Origin of the sequence: Lacrimispora sphenoides (assembly GCF_900105215.1) — a bacterium.
GTDB lineage: Bacteria > Bacillota > Clostridia > Lachnospirales > Lachnospiraceae > Lacrimispora > Lacrimispora sphenoides_A.
This window is the reverse complement of record NZ_FOIP01000001.1, coordinates 515,357-532,744: the sequence shown is the minus strand read 5'-3', so window position 1 is coordinate 532,744 and position 17,388 is coordinate 515,357. Positions and strand designations below refer to the sequence as shown.

Annotated in this window: 14 protein-coding genes and 2 tRNA genes; 13 read left to right on the top strand and 3 right to left on the bottom strand. The window is 42.7% G+C overall.

Features of this window, described 5'->3' with window-relative positions:
* The first annotated feature begins 8 nt into the window (after positions 1–8).
* The 4 genes from BMW45_RS02345 to BMW45_RS02330 all read left to right on the top strand — a co-directional run bounded on the left by BMW45_RS02345 (position 9) and on the right by BMW45_RS02330 (position 3,469).
* On the top strand, positions 9–1,187 hold the full coding sequence (locus BMW45_RS02345) for a cation diffusion facilitator family transporter (protein WP_092240382.1): 1,179 nt from the start codon (positions 9–11) through the stop codon (positions 1,185–1,187).
* Between the two features lie 76 nt (positions 1,188–1,263).
* The gene (locus BMW45_RS02340; protein WP_092240381.1) at positions 1,264–1,842 is read left to right on the top strand and encodes an RNA polymerase sigma factor; all 579 of its coding nucleotides are present in this window, start codon (positions 1,264–1,266) and stop codon (positions 1,840–1,842) included.
* Positions 1,843–1,850: 8 nt separating this feature from the next.
* Positions 1,851–3,317, top strand: a complete 1,467-nt coding sequence (locus BMW45_RS02335; RefSeq protein WP_092240380.1) for an anti-sigma-I factor RsgI family protein — start codon at positions 1,851–1,853, stop codon at positions 3,315–3,317.
* Between the two features lie 80 nt (positions 3,318–3,397).
* Positions 3,398–3,469 (top strand) — tRNA-Gln (locus tag BMW45_RS02330).
* 97 nt (positions 3,470–3,566) lie between these two features.
* On the opposite strand, the gene BMW45_RS02325 is transcribed toward BMW45_RS02330, so the two are convergent.
* Genes BMW45_RS02325 through BMW45_RS02315 form a run of 3 tightly spaced genes read right to left on the bottom strand, consistent with a single transcriptional unit; the run spans position 3,567 to position 7,982 of the window.
* Positions 3,567–4,679, bottom strand: a complete 1,113-nt coding sequence (locus BMW45_RS02325) for a glycoside hydrolase family 88/105 protein (RefSeq protein ID WP_242882876.1) — start codon at positions 4,677–4,679, stop codon at positions 3,567–3,569.
* A gap of 1 nt (position 4,680) precedes the next feature.
* Complete coding sequence (locus tag BMW45_RS02320; RefSeq protein ID WP_092240378.1) at positions 4,681–6,207, bottom strand: response regulator transcription factor; 1,527 nt, start codon at positions 6,205–6,207, stop codon at positions 4,681–4,683.
* Complete coding sequence (locus BMW45_RS02315) at positions 6,207–7,982, bottom strand: sensor histidine kinase (RefSeq protein ID WP_092240377.1); 1,776 nt, start codon at positions 7,980–7,982, stop codon at positions 6,207–6,209. The genes BMW45_RS02320 and BMW45_RS02315 overlap by 1 nt, the downstream gene beginning before the upstream one ends.
* 214 nt (positions 7,983–8,196) lie before the next feature.
* Here BMW45_RS02315 and BMW45_RS02310 point away from each other — a divergent pair, with 214 nt between their 5' ends.
* The 9 genes from BMW45_RS02310 to BMW45_RS02270 all read left to right on the top strand — a co-directional run bounded on the left by BMW45_RS02310 (position 8,197) and on the right by BMW45_RS02270 (position 17,300).
* Entirely contained in the window at positions 8,197–9,558 is a 1,362-nt protein-coding gene (locus BMW45_RS02310) for an ABC transporter substrate-binding protein (RefSeq protein WP_092240376.1), read from the top strand.
* A gap of 120 nt (positions 9,559–9,678) precedes the next feature.
* The gene (locus BMW45_RS02305; RefSeq protein ID WP_092240375.1) at positions 9,679–10,590 is read left to right on the top strand and encodes a carbohydrate ABC transporter permease; all 912 of its coding nucleotides are present in this window, start codon (positions 9,679–9,681) and stop codon (positions 10,588–10,590) included.
* A gap of 5 nt (positions 10,591–10,595) precedes the next feature.
* Complete coding sequence (locus tag BMW45_RS02300) at positions 10,596–11,441, top strand: carbohydrate ABC transporter permease (RefSeq protein ID WP_092240374.1); 846 nt, start codon at positions 10,596–10,598, stop codon at positions 11,439–11,441.
* Between the two features lie 50 nt (positions 11,442–11,491).
* The gene (locus BMW45_RS02295; protein WP_242882874.1) at positions 11,492–13,201 is read left to right on the top strand and encodes a glycoside hydrolase family 2 protein; all 1,710 of its coding nucleotides are present in this window, start codon (positions 11,492–11,494) and stop codon (positions 13,199–13,201) included.
* Positions 13,202–13,338: 137 nt separating this feature from the next.
* Positions 13,339–13,411 (top strand) — tRNA-Gln (locus BMW45_RS02290).
* Between the two features lie 179 nt (positions 13,412–13,590).
* Positions 13,591–14,316 (top strand): acyl-[acyl-carrier-protein] thioesterase, encoded by a 726-nt coding sequence (locus tag BMW45_RS02285; protein WP_054791552.1) that lies wholly within the window; start codon positions 13,591–13,593, stop codon positions 14,314–14,316.
* A gap of 1 nt (position 14,317) precedes the next feature.
* On the top strand, positions 14,318–15,157 hold the full coding sequence (locus BMW45_RS02280; RefSeq protein ID WP_092240372.1) for a CvfB family protein: 840 nt from the start codon (positions 14,318–14,320) through the stop codon (positions 15,155–15,157).
* 28 nt (positions 15,158–15,185) lie between these two features.
* On the top strand, positions 15,186–15,770 hold the full coding sequence (locus BMW45_RS02275; RefSeq protein ID WP_025231461.1) for a class I SAM-dependent methyltransferase: 585 nt from the start codon (positions 15,186–15,188) through the stop codon (positions 15,768–15,770).
* A gap of 417 nt (positions 15,771–16,187) precedes the next feature.
* Complete coding sequence (locus BMW45_RS02270) at positions 16,188–17,300, top strand: ABC transporter ATP-binding protein (RefSeq protein WP_092240371.1); 1,113 nt, start codon at positions 16,188–16,190, stop codon at positions 17,298–17,300.
* The last annotated feature ends 88 nt before the right edge of the window (positions 17,301–17,388 follow it).

Genomic DNA, 17,388 nt, shown 5'->3' with positions numbered 1-17,388 from the left:
GGAGTACTATGACAGAGTTTTTGGTTAGGAAATTTGTTAAGGACTATAGAAAGACAGAGGATACTCAGGTACGGACCCGGTATGGGCTTATGGCGAGTATCGTAGGCATCTGCTGCAATGTAATTTTGTTCAGCGCAAAACTGCTGGTTGGAATGCTGGTGAACAGTATCTCTGTTATGGCAGATGCTTTTAATAACCTTTCTGACGCTGCTTCTTCTATCATTGGCTTTATAGGGGTAAAGATGGCCGGAAAACCTGCCGATGAAGACCATCCCTTTGGACACGGAAGAATGGAGTACATTGCTGCTTTTATCGTAGCCTTTTTGGTCATTCAGGTAGGCTTTTCCTTTTTAAAAACATCCATTGGGAAAATCATTCAGCCCGAAGAGATGACGTTTAAGGCTGTGTCTGTTGTAGTTCTATTGCTATCTGTTTGCGTTAAGTTCTGGATGGCGTTTTTTAACAATACTCTGGGGAAGAGAATCCAGTCAACGGTCATGAAAGCTACGGCGGCAGATTCCCTTGGAGATGTGATTACTACTTCTGCCACGATCGTATCAATCCTTGTTTATGGCATATGGGGACTTAATATTGATGGAATCATAGGGATTGCAGTTTCTGTCATTGTCATGTGGGCAGGAGTGAAAATTGCCAAGGATACCCTTACTCCTCTCATCGGAGAGCCGATTGATCCAAAGTTATATGTTGAGATTACAGAATTTGTAGAAAGCTACGATGGAATTATAGGGAGTCATGATTTGATTGTACACAACTACGGCCCTTCCAGAAGCATGGCTTCCATTCATGCAGAGGTGCCTAATGATGTTGACATAGAAGTGTCACACGAAATCATTGATTCCATTGAGAGGGAAGCAGTAAGAAAATTTGGGATATTTCTGGTAATCCATATGGACCCGGTAGAGACAAAAGATTCCAGGGTTTTGGAATTTGGGAACATGGTGAAAAATGTGCTGCAGGAAATAGATTCCAGGATTTCTTTCCACGATTTTCGTATGGTAGAGGGAAAAAGCCAGATCAATCTGATCTTTGATCTGGTGATGCCCCGGGAATATGACAGGAAAAAGAAGGATTGGCTGAAGGAAGAAGTCAAGAAAAAGGTAACTGAAATAGATAAGCGGTGCTGTCTGATCATAACTGCGGAAAGCGGTTTCGGGGTGGAAAAATAAGGTAATAAAAATTTTCCATATTATGCAATAAGATGACAGTATTTCGCATTAACATAGTAGAAAGGAAATCGGATCCATGTTATTTATGGGATTGATGAGCCTTGGCGGGCCTGAGGATTATGGCCGTTTGAGCGACGAAGAGCTTCTTAAAAAAGTTGCGGTTGGGGACCGGGAGGCCTTTCGGCAGCTATATCAGAATACGGACCGGACGATATACAGTTTTATTCTGTCTATTATAAGGCACCCCCAGGATGCGGAGGAGATCATGCAGGAGGTATATCTTAAGATATGGACTTCTGCGTCAGGCTATAAATCCCAGGGGAAGCCTTTGGCATGGATGTTTACCATTGCCCGGAATCTGTGCTATATGAAATTCCGTGAGCAAAAGCATGATTCGGATGTGACACTGGAGGATTTAACCGGAGCGGAAACAGGAGAAGTCTGCCCTGAAATTGAGATGGCAGCTGATAGGATGGTTCTTCTTGCCGCTCTTCAAATTCTTAAGGAAGAGGAAAGGGAGATCGTTCTCCTTCATACCTCGGGAGGTATGAAGCACAGGGAGATCGCCGCCAGCCTTAAGATTCCTTTGGCTACAGCTCTTTCCAGATATAACCGTGCTATGAAAAAACTGGAAAATTATTTAAGAGAGGAGTAGGCTTTAAGATGGCTGAATTAAATCGCAGACAATTGAATAGACAACAGATTGAAGCCTGCTTAAAATCTGCGGCCGGGGATATGACTCCTAATGTTTTGGAACGAATTGACTTGAGTACGCCTCAGATAAAGGCAGAGAAGGAAAAACGTTCCGTTTTCTTCCTGAGGCAGAGGGTCATTGCAACCTTGGTGGCTGCATGCTTTTGCATGATCGCTTTGGCCGGAGGAACATTTACTTATCAGAATGGGAAAGTAGATTCTGTAATCGGAATAGATGTAAATCCAAGCGTGGAATTATCTGTGAATAAAAAGAATAAAGTCCTGGCGGCAAAGGCCCTTAATGAGGACGGGGAAAGCATCATGCAGGACATGGATCTAAAGGGAGTGGATTTGAACACAGCTGTCAACGCCGTGATCGGTTCTATGGTGACCCACGGCTATTTAAACCAGCTGGATAATGCGATCCTGGTTACTGTGTCCAATGACAGCATTAGCAAGGCACAGGGCCTGCGTTATGCGGTTGTCAATGACATTCGGAATACGCTGGAGGAAAAACAGCTGAAGGCGGTGGTCTATGACCAGCAGGTCATGGAAGAGGATGAAGTAAAACAGCTGGCAGAGGAATATAAGATTTCATATGGAAAAGCTTATTTTTTGAGGGAGTTGATTTTGCAAAACAATTCTCTTTCCATGGAAGATATGAAGGCGTTGGCGCCTCTTACCATGGAGGAGATTGCAAAAGTAATAACGGAACGCTCTTATGCAGTGAGCGGCAAGACTGATGCGGGGGAAGAGACGATCCCGGCGCAAACAACTCAGGTTGCCACAGCAACTGTGCCTGAAACCATAGCAGAGAGTTCTGCAGCTGAGGAATCAAGTACTGCAGCCTCTTCATCAGAAACGACAAGCCAGGCACCGACACAGGCGACCCAGACCCAGCCAACCGCCACAGAAGCGACTACAGTGGGAGAGACCACCTCAGAAGCGGATGTCGTAACGACGGAAAATGTTAAAATCGACTATGTGGATTACGATAATGGCGTTGTGATGGTTTATTTTAAAACCAAAGTGAAATGGAAAAATCCTACGGTTTCAGTAAAAGACGGAGATGGAAAAACCTATTCTGCCAAGGTAGGAGATACGGATTCTTATTCCTGTGAGATTCATGTGACGGGTCTGGAGGGAGGTACGGAATATACCTTCACCCTGGGCGGCATTTCTCCTAAAATAGGAAAGCAGACAACCGTAAAGGGGATCTTTGAGACTCCTGTGATCGGAGATGGGAATGCAGATCCGGATACAACAGAAGAAGAGAGCGAAGAGACGAAACAAACGGAGCAGACGGACCCTACCAAGGAAAGCAGCCCGCCTGAGACAACAAAGAATGCGACGGAAACCGGGAAAAACGGTTCCCAGGAAGAGCCCCATACAACAAAAAATCAGGAAGAGCCTGCACCATCAGGACGCTCTTCCTGATGGATTGTTTTTGGAAATAAAGTGTAAAAAAGTACTTGACCAGAATGAAAAGCTATAGTATAATACATTCGTTGCACTGATGGGCTATCGCCAAATGGTAAGGCAACGGACTCTGACTCCGTCATTTCAAGGTTCGAATCCTTGTAGCCCAGTGATAAGAAAAACCAGTAAATGTAAGATTTACTGGTTTTTTTGTATGTATATTTAACCCCATTAAGCAGGGGGCGGATTGGGAATATCCGATTGTTATTAATTCAACGCTTCGACCAGTGAGATCAGAGCCAATGATTGTCCGTAGGCCATGGGGCGAATGGTAATGTTTTTATAATGATCTTCATGATAGCCCATCCCGGTTCCTGCGGATACATTTAACACGGTTCCGTCTTCTCCTATGTTTTTGCATACCGCTTTAACGGCCCTGTCTGCACAGTCATGATATGATTCATCAAGAATCCCCATTTTTATTCCTTTTAAAATACCACCGGCGATTGCTCCCGATCCGGATACTTCTTCGTAGCTTGAAGGATCAGTGAGAACAGTATGCCATAAACCAGAAGGGGCCTGTAAACCTATCAGAGCATTCACCTGGGCTTTAAAAGTATCTGTCAGGTAAGTGAGAAGCCCCGGATCAAGAGTTCCTTCGTAGGACTCAATATATTCCAGAATTCCATAGGTAAACCAGGAGTTGCCCCTGCACCAGAAAACTCCTCCGAAATTATTATTTAACGGAAAACTCCAGCCGTGATAAAATAATCCCGTATGTTTGTCGTATAAGTATTTGATATGTAATAATACCTGATGAAGAGCTTCGCCTATCCACTCCTGATTCTGGAAACGATGTCCCATTTTATTTAAAAACAAAACTGCCATGAATAACGTATCAATCCACATTTCCCCATCATTTAACAGGACGCCGTCGCGGTCTCCGATGGCAGTTACCACATGCTGGAAACCGCCCTCTTTTGTTTTTGGAAGTCCGGTCATCAGCCAGTGAGCGTGCTCCAGACACAGCTTCTCATATTCCGGGTTCTTAAGATCATCAAGCAGTTCGGCTAAAACCAGGTAAGGGGCAGTTGTATTAATATTTTTGCTGGGCAGTCCTTTCTCTAAATTGTTCTCAAACCAGCTGTCAAAGAATTCTAAGTAACGGTTATCTCTGTAAAATCTCTGAAGCTTTAAAAGACCATAAAGACCTACGCCCTGAGGCCAGTCCCATTCTTCGATTCCAAAGTCTCTGGCAATGATGCCACGGCTTGCCTCTTCCTTTCCAACAGAGCGGTCATTTTCATAGTCACCCCCTCCCAAGTTCATAAGCTTGTCCATCACAAGATGGATTTTTGGCAGTAATTCTTTGTTTGTCATGTCATTCTCCTCCATTTAACTTTTTTGCATATGCGCTAGGTGTCATCCCCGTATTTTTTTTGAAAATCTGGCTGAAATACTGGGGGTTATTTCCACATCCTACCTGCTGAGCGATCCATTGAATTTGTTCGGTATGACCTTCTGCTAATAATTGCTTGGCTTTCTGGATGCGCAGGATGGTGATGTAGTTTGAGAATTTTTGTTTTGTTTCCTTGCTGAACCGTTTGCTTACATAATCCACATTCATAAACAGATAATTCTCTGCGATGGATTTCAAGGTAAGATTGGGATTGTCCAGATGTTCCTCTACATATTGCATGATCTTTTCAATAAAAGGGCTGTAGCGCTGGGAATGGGTGGTTGGCTCTTTTAAGGCCTCGTTAAGCTTTTCACATAGCAAGGAGCGGATGCTGCCAACCTCAGTCTGCTGGTTTAAATCCATCAGATACTCCGTGGTGTCAACGGATGACAGGTAGTTGCTTTCTGTGGCAAATTTAATCAGTATCCGTGAACCTGCCTGCTTTAAAAAGTCGGGATTGCCGATGTCATTTAAAATTGCAGTTAGTTCCTCCAGGTGTGATTTCAGTTCCGAGCCGTTTGCTTCTATTAAAAGTGTGGTCAGCTCTTCTATTTCGGAGATCAGGTTTTTATAATTACAGGTGGGGACTGGCTGCAGTCCATTCATGAAATAGATGATTCCGTAACGCTTAATCTTTGCAATCAAGGTTTCTAAAAGCCTTCCCAGGCTGGAAAAGGTATAACGTTTATAGTCTAATTCCACTGACTGCGCCTTTGGATTTAAGCTGCGCATAAATGAATCGAACGTATCATAGGAGACCTGATATCCTTCAAAAAATAGAATCAAGGAGTTTTTCACATATATGCTGTAGAGTTCTATACCAGGTGCATGTTCGGCCATGTAATCGTAAATACGGCTTAAAACAGAGATAAAATAGTCTTCTTCCAGATAGTGTAGAAAACACATTTCATATCCCGTATTATAAAAATCCATAAATCCGGAATAGGCATTCCAGGAAGATTCTGCCGGTTCAGGCAGAAAAATCTGTTCGTTGATAATATTTGCCAGAATGCTGTGGTGGAGATTGGCGGTCAGCGCCTTCTGGCGCTCTTTCAAATCCTGAAATGCCTGTCGGTGATAGTATTCCTGGATCACATCCCGCATGCTTTCCATGATTTGTGCCTCGTTGCAGGGTTTAAGAAGATAATGATGGACCCGGTATTTCATCGCCTGCTTTGCATATTCAAATTCTCCAAAACCGGAAAGCAGGATGAACTGGATATCCATATCGGTTTGAGATATGCGTTCGATCAACTCCAAACCTGACAGGCCAGGCATCCGGATGTCAGTCATAACGATATTAGGCGATTCATCGAGGATCATATTATAAGCCTCAATACCGTCGCGGCAGGTTCCTATAAGTTCGATACCCAGGCTGTTCCAGTCAATAAGAGAAGAAATAGATTCCCGGATCATTCGTTCATCATCGGCAATAATTAATTTAAGCATTAACGTTCTCCTTTCGTATCAGAAATGGCTAAAGGTGGAGGATTAATAGGAAAAGACAAACGAGCGACGGCTTGGTCATCCTCATTATAGAGAGTAAGACCATAGTTCTCTCCGTAAGTAAGTTCCATTCGCTCCAGAATATTTAAAAGACCAATTCCAAAACCATGGGGTTCGATTTTGTGAGTTTTAAGTTTCTTTATGAGGTCTTCCTCAAAGAAGGAACTGTTATTCTTTACAGAAACGAAGAGGGAAGAACCGTCTGTTTCAGCTACGATTTGAATTCGGCATTCTTCCGTATTTTCCTCCAATCCATAACGGATGGCATTTTCCACCAGTGGCTGGAGCGTCATCTTAAGTACATAACATCCGAAGAGATTCTGGGGAGCGGATATCTCATATTCCAGCCGGTCTTCATAGCGGTATTTTTGGATTGTCATATAACATTGCACAAGCTCCAGTTCCCGGCTTAAAGGAACTTCTTTGTGCTTTTGATCCAGTGTAATGCGAAGGAGTGTACCCAGGGATTCTGTCATGGAAGAAATATCTTTTGCCCCAACTGACTTTGCCCTCCAGTTGATGGATTCCAGGGTGTTGTATAAAAAATGCGGATTCATCTGTGTTTCCAGGGCTTTTAGCTGAGCTTCCTTTATAAAAATTTTGTTTAAGTAGTTGGTCCGGATCAATTGGTTTACTTTATCCACCATTTGGTCGAAGCGGGTGTGAAGAATACCTAATTCATCAGTACGTTTGCTGTAATCGTAGGAAATCTGCGGTGTTTCATTTTCTCCGGCTGCAAAGCGTTCCATTTTTAAAAGCAGATTATCAAAATGCCTTGTAATGGAGTCGATCAAGGCAGAGGAGAGTAAAATGGCCAGTCCTATGGAGACTGTAATGATTGCCAGGCAGATTTTTAGGCTGGTACGGAGAGAATCCGCAATGCTGCCGTATGGAATCAGACAAACATAATCCCAGTCAAATTCCGGTATGATCCCTTTTACATAAAAGAAGCTATTACCATCCGGATTCACAAGACCATATCTGGAATGAAAGAAATTATCAAAAAGTGACAGTTCACCGGCTTTTAAACTGGAGGAATTATAGATTAAATCTTCCTGACCGTAAAGAATATAACGGGTGTCATCATAAAAATGGCTGGTTCTTGTGGCAGATTTAATCATACCGTCAATATTTAAGCTGACAACAAGCGTTCCTAAGGAATCCAGACTTAAATATTCCGAGCGGCGCAGATTCTTTACCATAAACAGGCCGTACTCATCGCTGTAATCGGTAATCCAGAGAGTGAGTCCCTTCGCATTCTCGGCTCTTGCAACAAGATCCTGAATAACGGATTCCGGTAGGGTATTTCCTGATGTGATATGAGTATGAATGGAATAGCGATCCTGATAAAGACTCATATAGTTGATATTGTTTTTCCGGAAGGTAAAATAATATTCATTTAAAGTTCCGTAAAGAGCTTTGTATGCAATGGAACGGTCCTGAACGCTGGAAGAATCCTTTAAAGTCCCGAGTCCGCTTTGAACATTGGTATCAGCAAGAAACATATCAGCCATAGTAGAAATATTGTCCAGCTGGTTATTTAACTCTTTGGCAGTATAGGATAAGGATGAGGCCACAGATTGATAAAGCACCTTTTGATGGGCCTTGGATACCAGATGAATACTGAACAGAGAAACGAAAGCCAAAAGGATGATGCAAAGAAATACAATGGAATGAATCTTCTTTTTTAAAGAGAGATTTCTAATAAACTGCTTCATAAAGGACCGCCTTTCGCGTACTAACTAATGACAGCTAAATTATATATAAAACATTCCCGCAAAACAACCAATTAAGTAAAAGAACTATTCAAATTATACAGACAACACGGTTTTTTCAACTTGGAACCCGGTTTTACTCATTTACTGGAAGAATGGTGGGAAGTATAATGAAAACGCTTGATAGAGCAAAAGTAGATGAATGGAGGAAGGTTTCATGAAGAAAAGAATTGCGTTACTAATGGCGGCAGCTATGGCAGCAGCTTCACTTACCGGATGCGGTGGCGGTGTCACCACATCTACAACTGCAGACACTACGGAAGGTTCTGCAGCAGCAGAGTCTACCGCAGCAGGTGCAGGAAATGGTGGCGGAGATGTAAAGCTGACTATGAGTTGGTGGGGAAATCAGGTCAGAAATGAGAAAACTCAGGCTGCCTTAGACTTATATGCAGAGCAGAATCCGGGGACAGTGATAGAAGGGCAGTTTTCCGAGTGGTCTGATTATTGGAATAAACTGGCCACATCTGCAGCAGGGCAGGCAATCCCGGATCTTGTCCAGATGGATTATTCGTTCGTTGACCAATATGTGAAGAACGGATTGTTGGTAGATCTAAAGCCATATATTGAAGATGGCACCCTGGATGTCTCCAATATTTCCGAAAACACGATGGCCAGCGGTGAGGTGGGAGATGGGATCTATGCAATCTGCGCGGGAATTAATGCGCCTTCTCTTCTGTATAATAAGACTCTGCTGGAAGAAAACGGGATTGAAATTAAGGATTATATGACTACGGATGAATTTATTGATTTGTGTCGCCAGGTTTACGAAAAGACAGGGTATAAAACAAACATTGCTTACTATAATGCGGGAGCCTATCTGGATTACTTTATGAGAGGCAATGATATTGTTCTCTATGGAGACAAAAAGATGGGCGGAACTGCGGAAGATTACATTCCATTTTTCCAGATGTATGAGACGGGAATTAAAGAAGGATGGTTTATTGATCCAGGCGTATTTGCTGAGCTTTCTATCGGTTCCGTTGAACAGGAGCCTCTGGTTTACGGCTCCGGTCCTGAAACCATGTCCTGGTGTGCTTTTTATAACTCAAATCAGCTGACTGCTATTCAAAAAGCAGCTCCGGATGGTATGGAAATCGGTATTACCACATGGCCGTCAGCAGATCCGAAGAAATCCGGTTATTTAAAGTCTAGTATGTTTTTCTCTGTAGGCGCTCAAACAAAGAATCCGGAAGAAGCAGTTAAGGTTCTTAACTTCTTAACAAATTCCAGCGAGGCAAACGACATTTTGCAGGGAGAAAGAGGTGTTCCGGCTTCCGGCGTAATTGCAGGGGAACTGGCACCGAAGATGAGTGATGTGGATCAGGAGGTAATCCGTTATATCAATGATGTTGTAACCCCCAACTGTTCCCCCATCAATCCACCACAGCCAGACGGCGCAAGTGAGGTTTCCAATCTGTTAAATCAGGTTCAGGAACAGTTATGCTACGGTGCTTATGATGCAGCTACAGCAGCAGAAGAATTCTTTAACGGGTCTAATAACATTATGAACAAAAAATAAATAAAAGCAGTACAGGGGCAGAGATTGCTCTGCCCCTGTTTTAACATCATCAAGTAGCGAAGCGGATTGCAAATATCCGATTGACTAAGAACACAAGTTATCCCTGAATGGAGGACGTCTATGAAAGATAACAAAGGGGCAAGCCTCAGACATTTCCTGAACAAAGAAAGTACAGCGGGAGTGATATTCAGTCTTCCTTTCATCATCGGCTTTCTGCTGTTTATGGTGGTGCCTATGGGAATATCCTTTTACTATTCTTTGTGTGATTATAACATTTTGTCACCGCCTGTTTTTGCAGGACTTAAAAATTACATAAAGATGTTTACCGATGATAAAGTATTTTTTCAGACCATAGGAGTCACGTTTTATTTTGCTTTAGTATCTGTTCCTCTGCGTTTAATTTTTGCACTTATGGTGGCAATGCTTTTGCTTAATACAACAAAGGCAACCGGCTTTTACCGGGCGGCTTACTATCTTCCATCCATCATTGGAGGTTCTGTGGCTGTCGCTATTCTCTGGAAGAGAATGTTTGCAACTGACGGTGTGATCAACCACCTTTTGGGTATTATGGGGATTCAGACAAGCTTTGCGTGGCTTGGAAATAAGAACACGGCTATCTGGACCCTTATTATCCTGGCAGTCTGGCAGTTTGGTTCTTCTATGCTGATTTTTTTATCATCCTTAAAGCAGATTCCTGTAACGCTTTATGAGGCTGCCAGAGTAGACGGCGCAAATAAATTTTCTCAGTTTTTCAAGATCACTCTGCCTCTTTTAACACCTACTATTTTCTTTAATCTGGTGATGCAGATGATCAACGGTTTCCTGGCATTTACCCAGTGCTTCATTATTACGCAAGGCAAACCGCTTAACTCCACTTTGTTCTATACGGTTTATATGTACCAGCAGTCCTTCGAGTTCTATAATACTGGATACGGTGCAGCCTTAGCCTGGGTAATGCTTGGGATTATTGGCCTCATTACAATGATTCTGTTCGCAACGAAGAAATTCTGGGTTTATACGGAAGGAGTGTGATACAGATGAAGACTAAAAGAAAAATAGGAAAAATTTTTTACCATGTAATCGTCTGTGGTCTGGGGCTTGTGATGATCTATCCTCTGGTGTGGATGGTTATGAGCTCTTTTAAGGAAACCAGTACCATCTTTCAGACAGCAGGTCAGCTGATTCCGGAAAAATTTGTATTTTCCAATTATATCAATGGCTGGAAAGGCTTTGCAAAGATTACGTTTGCGACTTTTTTTAAGAATTCCCTGTTTATAGCCGTTGCAGCAACCTTTGGAACTGTCTGTTCCTCGGCTTTGGTAGCTTATGGCCTGGCAAGATGCAGATTTTTTGGCAGAAGAGCTCTGTTTGTAGCTATGCTGCTTTCTATGATGCTTCCGGCTCAGGTACTGATGATCCCTCAGTATTTATGGTATCAGAAATTAGGGTGGGTAGGAAGCTATAAGCCGTTAATTCTTCCTTATTGTTTTGCGATTCAGGGATTCTTTGTTTACATGATGATCAATTTTATAGATGGAATCCCTCATGAGCTTGACGAGGCAGCTAAGATTGACGGTTGCTCTTATTATGGCATATTTTCAAGGATCATTATGCCGCTTATATCCCCGGCGCTGATTACGGCCAGCATTTTTTCATTTATGTGGAGATGGGATGATTTTCTTTCCGCCCTGCTCTATATCAATGAGTCTGCCAAATATCCGGTCAGCCTTGCCTTAAAGTTGTTTTGCGATCCGGGATCCTCTTCCGATTACGGCGCGATGTTCGCAATGGCAACCTTATCAATCCTGCCTGCAGTCATTATCTTTATCTGCCTGCAGAAATACCTGGTGGAAGGCATCAGTACTTCCGGTTTAAAAGGGTAAGATAAAGTTTTGTCTTAAGTTGAAATTGGAAAATGGAAAGGAGAATGAAGATGGTCATTGAAAGTTATCCAAGACCTGATTTTAAAAGGGAAGATTGGACGGATCTGAATGGAGAATGGGATTTTTCTTTTGATGAACCGGTATTTGACCGGAAAATTCAGGTTCCGTTCTGCTATCAGTCCGAAATGAGTGGAATCGGTGATACGAGAGTCCACCATATTGTGTGGTATCGGAAAGAGTTCGTTGTGGAAAAAGGCAGATTAAGTGGAAAAAGCCTGCTTTTAAAGTTTGGAGCCGTGGATTATGAAGCAGAGGTTTATATCAATCAAACCTATGCAGGCGGGCACAGAGGAGGCCATACTCCCTTTGAGGCAGATATTACAGGACTGGTTTCCGAAGGAAAGAATATCATAACGGTTAAAGTCATGGATTACAGTGACGCGGATAAACCGAGAGGAAAGCAGACCTGGACAGGTGAAAATTTTGCCTGCTGGTATACTCCTACAACTGGGATTTGGCAGAGCGTGTGGCTGGAATATGCGGGAAAACCCTATATAAAACGAATAAAGGCAACTCCGGATCTGGAACGTAATGAAGCATTATGTGAAATCTTTATTTCCACCATGGAGCGTGTGACTGCGGAAGCTTCCTTTCATAGCCTTCCTGCAGAAGGTGGTATGGATATGGATCTGGGCAGTTTGAAAATATCCTGTGAAAACGGCTATGGAAAAGGAATTCTGGCTTTGCCGGACTTGGATCTGCGCCGGGATCAGCTGACATGGACGCCGGAAAAACCCAATTTAATTGAGATGGAAGTAAATCTTCAAAATGATAAGGTAACCAGTTATTTTGGACTTCGGTCTGTCTGCGTTTCAAATGGAAGGATTCTGCTAAACGGAGAGGTGTTATATCAAAGACTGGTTCTCGATCAGGGCTACTGGAGTCAAAGCCTTCTCACGCCTCCCAATGAAGAAGCCATCCGGAATGACATCCTGCTTTCAAAGAAAATGGGGTTTAATGGGGCCAGAAAACATCAGAAAATTGAAGATCCAAGATATTACTACTGGGCCGATAAACTGGGATTTCTTGTATGGGGAGAGATGCCAAGCTGCTATATGTATACAGACAATACTGTGGGAAGCACTTCCAGAGAGCTTGCTGAATTCATTGAACGGGATTATAACCATCCATCCATCATTACATGGGTGACAGCGAACGAAAGCTGGGGAATGAGAAACATAAAGACGGATAAGAGTCAGCAGAGCTTTTCTAATATGCTGTTTTATCAGGCCAAAGCTCTGGATAAAACCAGACCGGTCAGTGGAAACGATGGCTGGGAACAGACCGAGCACACCGATATTCTTGCCTTACATGATTATGAACTGATGCCGGAAACCGAAGAGAAATATGATTGTCTGGAAGATATCCTTAATAGCCATGCGGAACGCCGTTTTGTTCTGGCGGATGGGCAGACATACCGGGGGCAGCCTGTCCTTATGACAGAGTATGGCGGCATCGCTTTTTCTGCAGAAGAGAAAGGCTGGGGATATTACAATAAGGTGGGAAGCGAAGGGGAATTTTTAAAACGTCTGGAACCAATCACGGATTTCCTGATTAAAAGCAGAAAATTTTCCGGTTTCTGTTATACGCAGCTTACGGATGTCATGCAGGAGACAAACGGTTTGCTGAGGGAAGACAGAACGCCTAAGCTTCCACTGGAAAAACTGGAAAAGATCTTTGGAAAGAAAATTTACGAATAAAAAATCTTCTGCCGCCCGGACAATCTCTGATAAGGAGTATATGATTGAACCCGGGTGGTAACGAAGTTTTTTAAAATGAGTTAAAAAAAGCTTGACTAATGTAGAAAAATCTTGTATAATTCCTCTTGTTGTATTGATGGGCTATCGCCAAATGGTAAGGCAACGGACTCTGACTCCGTCATTTTCAAGGTTCGAATCCTTGTAGCCCAGTCTGAAAAACGGAACCCTATAAGGTTCCGTTTTTTGTATTACCGGTTGTTAATTTATTGTTAAAGCTTTCTTTTTTGATAGAATTTCTCGGGAAACCGGGGCAGGGTTCTTTCTGGTTTATCTGGACAAGAGCATGAAAATGCTTTATAATGTTATATAATTTTGATGAGAGGTGTGTAATGTATACATTTGGCAGCAGGGTCCGCTACAGTGAGACGGATGAATGCGGAAGACTGACTTTAACAGGCATTATGAATTATCTCCAGGATTGTTCTACGTTTCAGTCTGAGGATATTGGTCTTGGGATTTCTTACTTAACAGACCGTCATAAGGCCTGGTGGCTTTCTTCCTGGCAGATCGTGGTGGACCGTTATCCCGTTCTGGGAGAGGAGATTGTGGTAGGTACCTGGCCTTATGATTTTAAGGGATTTTACGGATACCGGAATTTCACCATATGTGATCAGGCCGGAGAGTACCTTGTAAGGGCTAATTCCGTATGGTTCTTATTTGATACGGAAAAGGGGCGTCCAGTTAAAATTGAACCGGAAGACCTCCGGGGATATGGAAACGGCAATGAAGAGCGGCTTTCTATGGATTATGCTTCCCGTAAGATCCAATTGCCGGAGGAATATGAAGACACAGAGCCGGTTACCATTGGAAAACATCATATTGACACGAACCATCATGTCAATAACGCTCAATATGTGGAGATTGCCAGAGAGGTGCTTCCAGATGAAATGGAGGTTTCCGAACTGAGAGTGGAATATAAAAAAGCGGCAGTCTTTGGAGATGTAGTTTATCCCCGCATAAGCCGGACAGAGGAAGGGTATACGGTTTCCCTGTGTGATGAACGGGGAGCAGCTTACGCAGTCATCTGGCTGCGGGGAACAACAGAGAGGATGTAACATGATTGAATTAGGAAAGATGCAGACCCTGGTCGTACAGAGGGTCAAGGATTTCGGCGTTTATGTGGGTGAGGAAGAAAGAAGTGAGGTTTCCGTACTTCTGCCCAAAAAACAGGTGCCGGAGGGAGCCGGGCCTGGAGACAGGATCCCAGTATTTATCTATAAGGATTCGGAAGACCGGCTGATAGCCACTACAGCATCACCGAAGCTTCAGGAAGGTGAGACGGCTGTGCTTCAAGTGAAGGAAGTTGGGAAAATCGGTGCATTTCTCGACATGGGGCTTGAAAAGGATCTGCTTCTTCCTTTTAAAGAACAGACCCATAAGGTAAAGCAGGGAGAGAAGGTGCTGGTGGCCCTTTACATTGATAAAAGCAAACGTCTGGCGGCTACTATGAGGGTATATACCTATATGAACAATCAGTCCCCTTATAAGAAGGATGATCAGGTGACCGGAATTATTTATGAAATCAATGAAAACCTGGGAGCCTTTGTAGCAGTAGATCATAAGTATTATGGCCTGATTCCCCGGAAAGAAGTTTTTGAAAATTATCGGGAAGGCGATGAAGTGACGGCACGGGTAACGAAGGTAAGAGAAGACGGAAAGCTGGATCTAAGCCCCAGACAGAAGGCTTATATCCAGATGGATACGGATTCCGGCAAGGTTCTTGAGATCATAGAAACACAGTTTGACGGAAGTTTGCCGTTTACAGATAAGGCGGATCCGGAGATCATCAAGCGGGAATTTTCTATGAGTAAGAATGCGTTTAAACGGGCAATCGGACATCTCCTGAAAGAAGGAAAAGTCAGGATAACAGAAAGTAAAATTGAGAGAATCAGATAACGGGTAAAAGGATAACAGGAGGATTATTTTGGACTCGATAGACTATTATAATAAGTATGCGGCAAAGGAATTTGAAGAAACAGTGAACCAGGATATGTCAGGAATTATGAAGGAATTTCTGGATCTTCTGAAAGAAGGTGATACGATTCTGGACTTAGGCTGCGGATCAGGCAGGGACAGCCTGTCTTTCTATGAACTGGGATACGATGTGACACCGCTTGATGCATCGGAAGAGATGTGTAAGCTGGCAGAAATCCATACCGGTCTGGAAGTGCTTCAGATGACATTTGAACAAATAGATTTTGATAATGTATTTGATGGAATCTGGGCCTGCGCATCCTTACTTCACACTCCAAAGAAGGAACTTTCTGACATTCTTACAAAGATAGCAAGGGCCTTAAATGATAAGGGAATCCTTTATATGTCTTTTAAACTGGGAGACTTTGAGGGATTCAGAGGAAAACGGTATTTCTGCGACTTGACGGCGGATTCCATGTCTGAACTCTTAAGAGATAATGGACGGTTTGAGATCGTAAAGCTTTGGGAAACAGAGGATGTACGTTCTGGTCATTCTGACGTAAAATGGCTGAACGTTCTTGTGAGAAAGCAATAGTACAACTTATCAGAAATCGCTTTTTAGATTTCTGATAAAAGGCAGTGCTTTTTACTGCCGTCCATCCGATTATGAAAACATCCTTATGTTTTCATAATACAACGTATAAGATTTACAAGACGGTGCCAAAATTATTGGCGCCGTCTTGTGATTTCTGACTAAAATAGGGCGAAAATACTCCCTGGCTATCGAATATAAACAGAAATATTGGAGCGTTTCTCTTGATATTTTGACGTTTCAATCATTTTTAAAACCCGTTATACAAATTAGCCAAAAGCCAGAATTGTATTTTGGTAAATAACAATATGGTAAAAGAAAAATAATTCATGTATGATTGTTTCAGAACAAGGGCCGCAGCAATGAGAGCTGTAGGTTCAGATCAGAGCATAAACACTTTATTTTAGGAGGATTAGTAAGATGGCTAGTTTATCACTGAAAAACATCGTCAAGAAATATCCTAACGGATTTGAAGCAGTTAAGGACTTTAATCTGGATATTGCTGATAAGGAGTTCGTAATTTTCGTAGGACCATCTGGATGCGGTAAATCCACAACTCTTCGTATGATTGCAGGCCTGGAAGACATTTCTTCTGGTGAACTTTACATTGACGGAAAATTAATGAATGATGTAGAGCCAAAAGACAGAGATATCGCAATGGTATTCCAGAACTACGCTCTGTATCCTCATATGACAGTATTCGATAACATGGCGTTTGGCCTGAAATTGAGAAAAACTCCAAAGGATGAAATTGATAAGCTGGTTCATGAAGCTGCAAGAATCCTTGATCTTGAGCATTTATTAGAACGTAAACCAAAGGCTTTATCTGGTGGACAGAGACAGCGTGTTGCCATGGGACGTGCTATTGTACGTAATCCAAAAGTCTTCTTAATGGATGAGCCGTTATCCAACCTTGATGCGAAGCTGAGAGGCCAGATGCGTATTGAGATTTCCAAGCTGCATCAGAGACTTCAGGCAACCATAATCTACGTAACTCATGACCAGACAGAGGCTATGACACTTGGTACCAGAATCGTAGTAATGAAGGACGGCGTTATCCAGCAGGTTGACTCTCCTCAGAACTTATACGATAAGCCAGGTAATAAATTCGTTGCAGGATTTATCGGAGCTCCTCAGATGAACTTAATCGATGCTACTGTAGCTAAGAGAGGAAGCGACGTTACTTTAACATTTGGCGGAAATACAATCGCTCTTCCAGAAGGAAAAGCGAAAAAATTAGAGGATGCCGGTTATATCGGAAAGACTGTAGCCCTAGGCATTCGTCCGGAAGATTTACATGATGAGGAAGCTTTCCTTACATCATCTCAGGAAAGTGTCATTGACGCTACGATCAGAGTTTACGAATTGTTAGGTGCTGAAGTTTACTTATACTTTGATGTGGAAGATGTAAACTTTACTGCAAGAGTAAATCCTCGTACAACTGCAAGACCAGGGGATTCAATTAAGCTTGCTCTTGACTTAACAAAGATCCATGTATTCGATAAAGACACAGAAATCGTAGTTTTAAACTAAAATTTATGAAAATTTAAGCAAGCGGTTACTCTACCCGCTTGCTTTTTTTTTCTTTTTGCTTTAATATATAATAAGGTAAATTTACGAA

Excerpts from the sequence above, each read along its gene's own strand:
- BMW45_RS02345 (WP_092240382.1), top strand. The coding sequence starts at position 9 with ATGACAGAGTTTTTGGTTAGGAAATTTGTTAAGGACTATAGAAAGACA.
- BMW45_RS02340 (WP_092240381.1), top strand. The coding sequence starts at position 1,264 with ATGTTATTTATGGGATTGATGAGCCTTGGCGGGCCTGAGGATTATGGC.
- BMW45_RS02335 (WP_092240380.1), top strand. The coding sequence starts at position 1,851 with ATGGCTGAATTAAATCGCAGACAATTGAATAGACAACAGATTGAAGCC.
- BMW45_RS02325 (WP_242882876.1), bottom strand. The coding sequence starts at position 4,679 with ATGACAAACAAAGAATTACTGCCAAAAATCCATCTTGTGATGGACAAG.
- BMW45_RS02320 (WP_092240378.1), bottom strand. The coding sequence starts at position 6,207 with ATGCTTAAATTAATTATTGCCGATGATGAACGAATGATCCGGGAATCT.
- BMW45_RS02315 (WP_092240377.1), bottom strand. The coding sequence starts at position 7,982 with ATGAAGCAGTTTATTAGAAATCTCTCTTTAAAAAAGAAGATTCATTCC.
- BMW45_RS02310 (WP_092240376.1), top strand. The coding sequence starts at position 8,197 with ATGAAGAAAAGAATTGCGTTACTAATGGCGGCAGCTATGGCAGCAGCT.
- BMW45_RS02305 (WP_092240375.1), top strand. The coding sequence starts at position 9,679 with ATGAAAGATAACAAAGGGGCAAGCCTCAGACATTTCCTGAACAAAGAA.
- BMW45_RS02300 (WP_092240374.1), top strand. The coding sequence starts at position 10,596 with ATGAAGACTAAAAGAAAAATAGGAAAAATTTTTTACCATGTAATCGTC.
- BMW45_RS02295 (WP_242882874.1), top strand. The coding sequence starts at position 11,492 with ATGGTCATTGAAAGTTATCCAAGACCTGATTTTAAAAGGGAAGATTGG.
- BMW45_RS02285 (WP_054791552.1), top strand. The coding sequence starts at position 13,591 with ATGTATACATTTGGCAGCAGGGTCCGCTACAGTGAGACGGATGAATGC.
- BMW45_RS02280 (WP_092240372.1), top strand. The coding sequence starts at position 14,318 with ATGATTGAATTAGGAAAGATGCAGACCCTGGTCGTACAGAGGGTCAAG.
- BMW45_RS02270 (WP_092240371.1), top strand. The coding sequence starts at position 16,188 with ATGGCTAGTTTATCACTGAAAAACATCGTCAAGAAATATCCTAACGGA.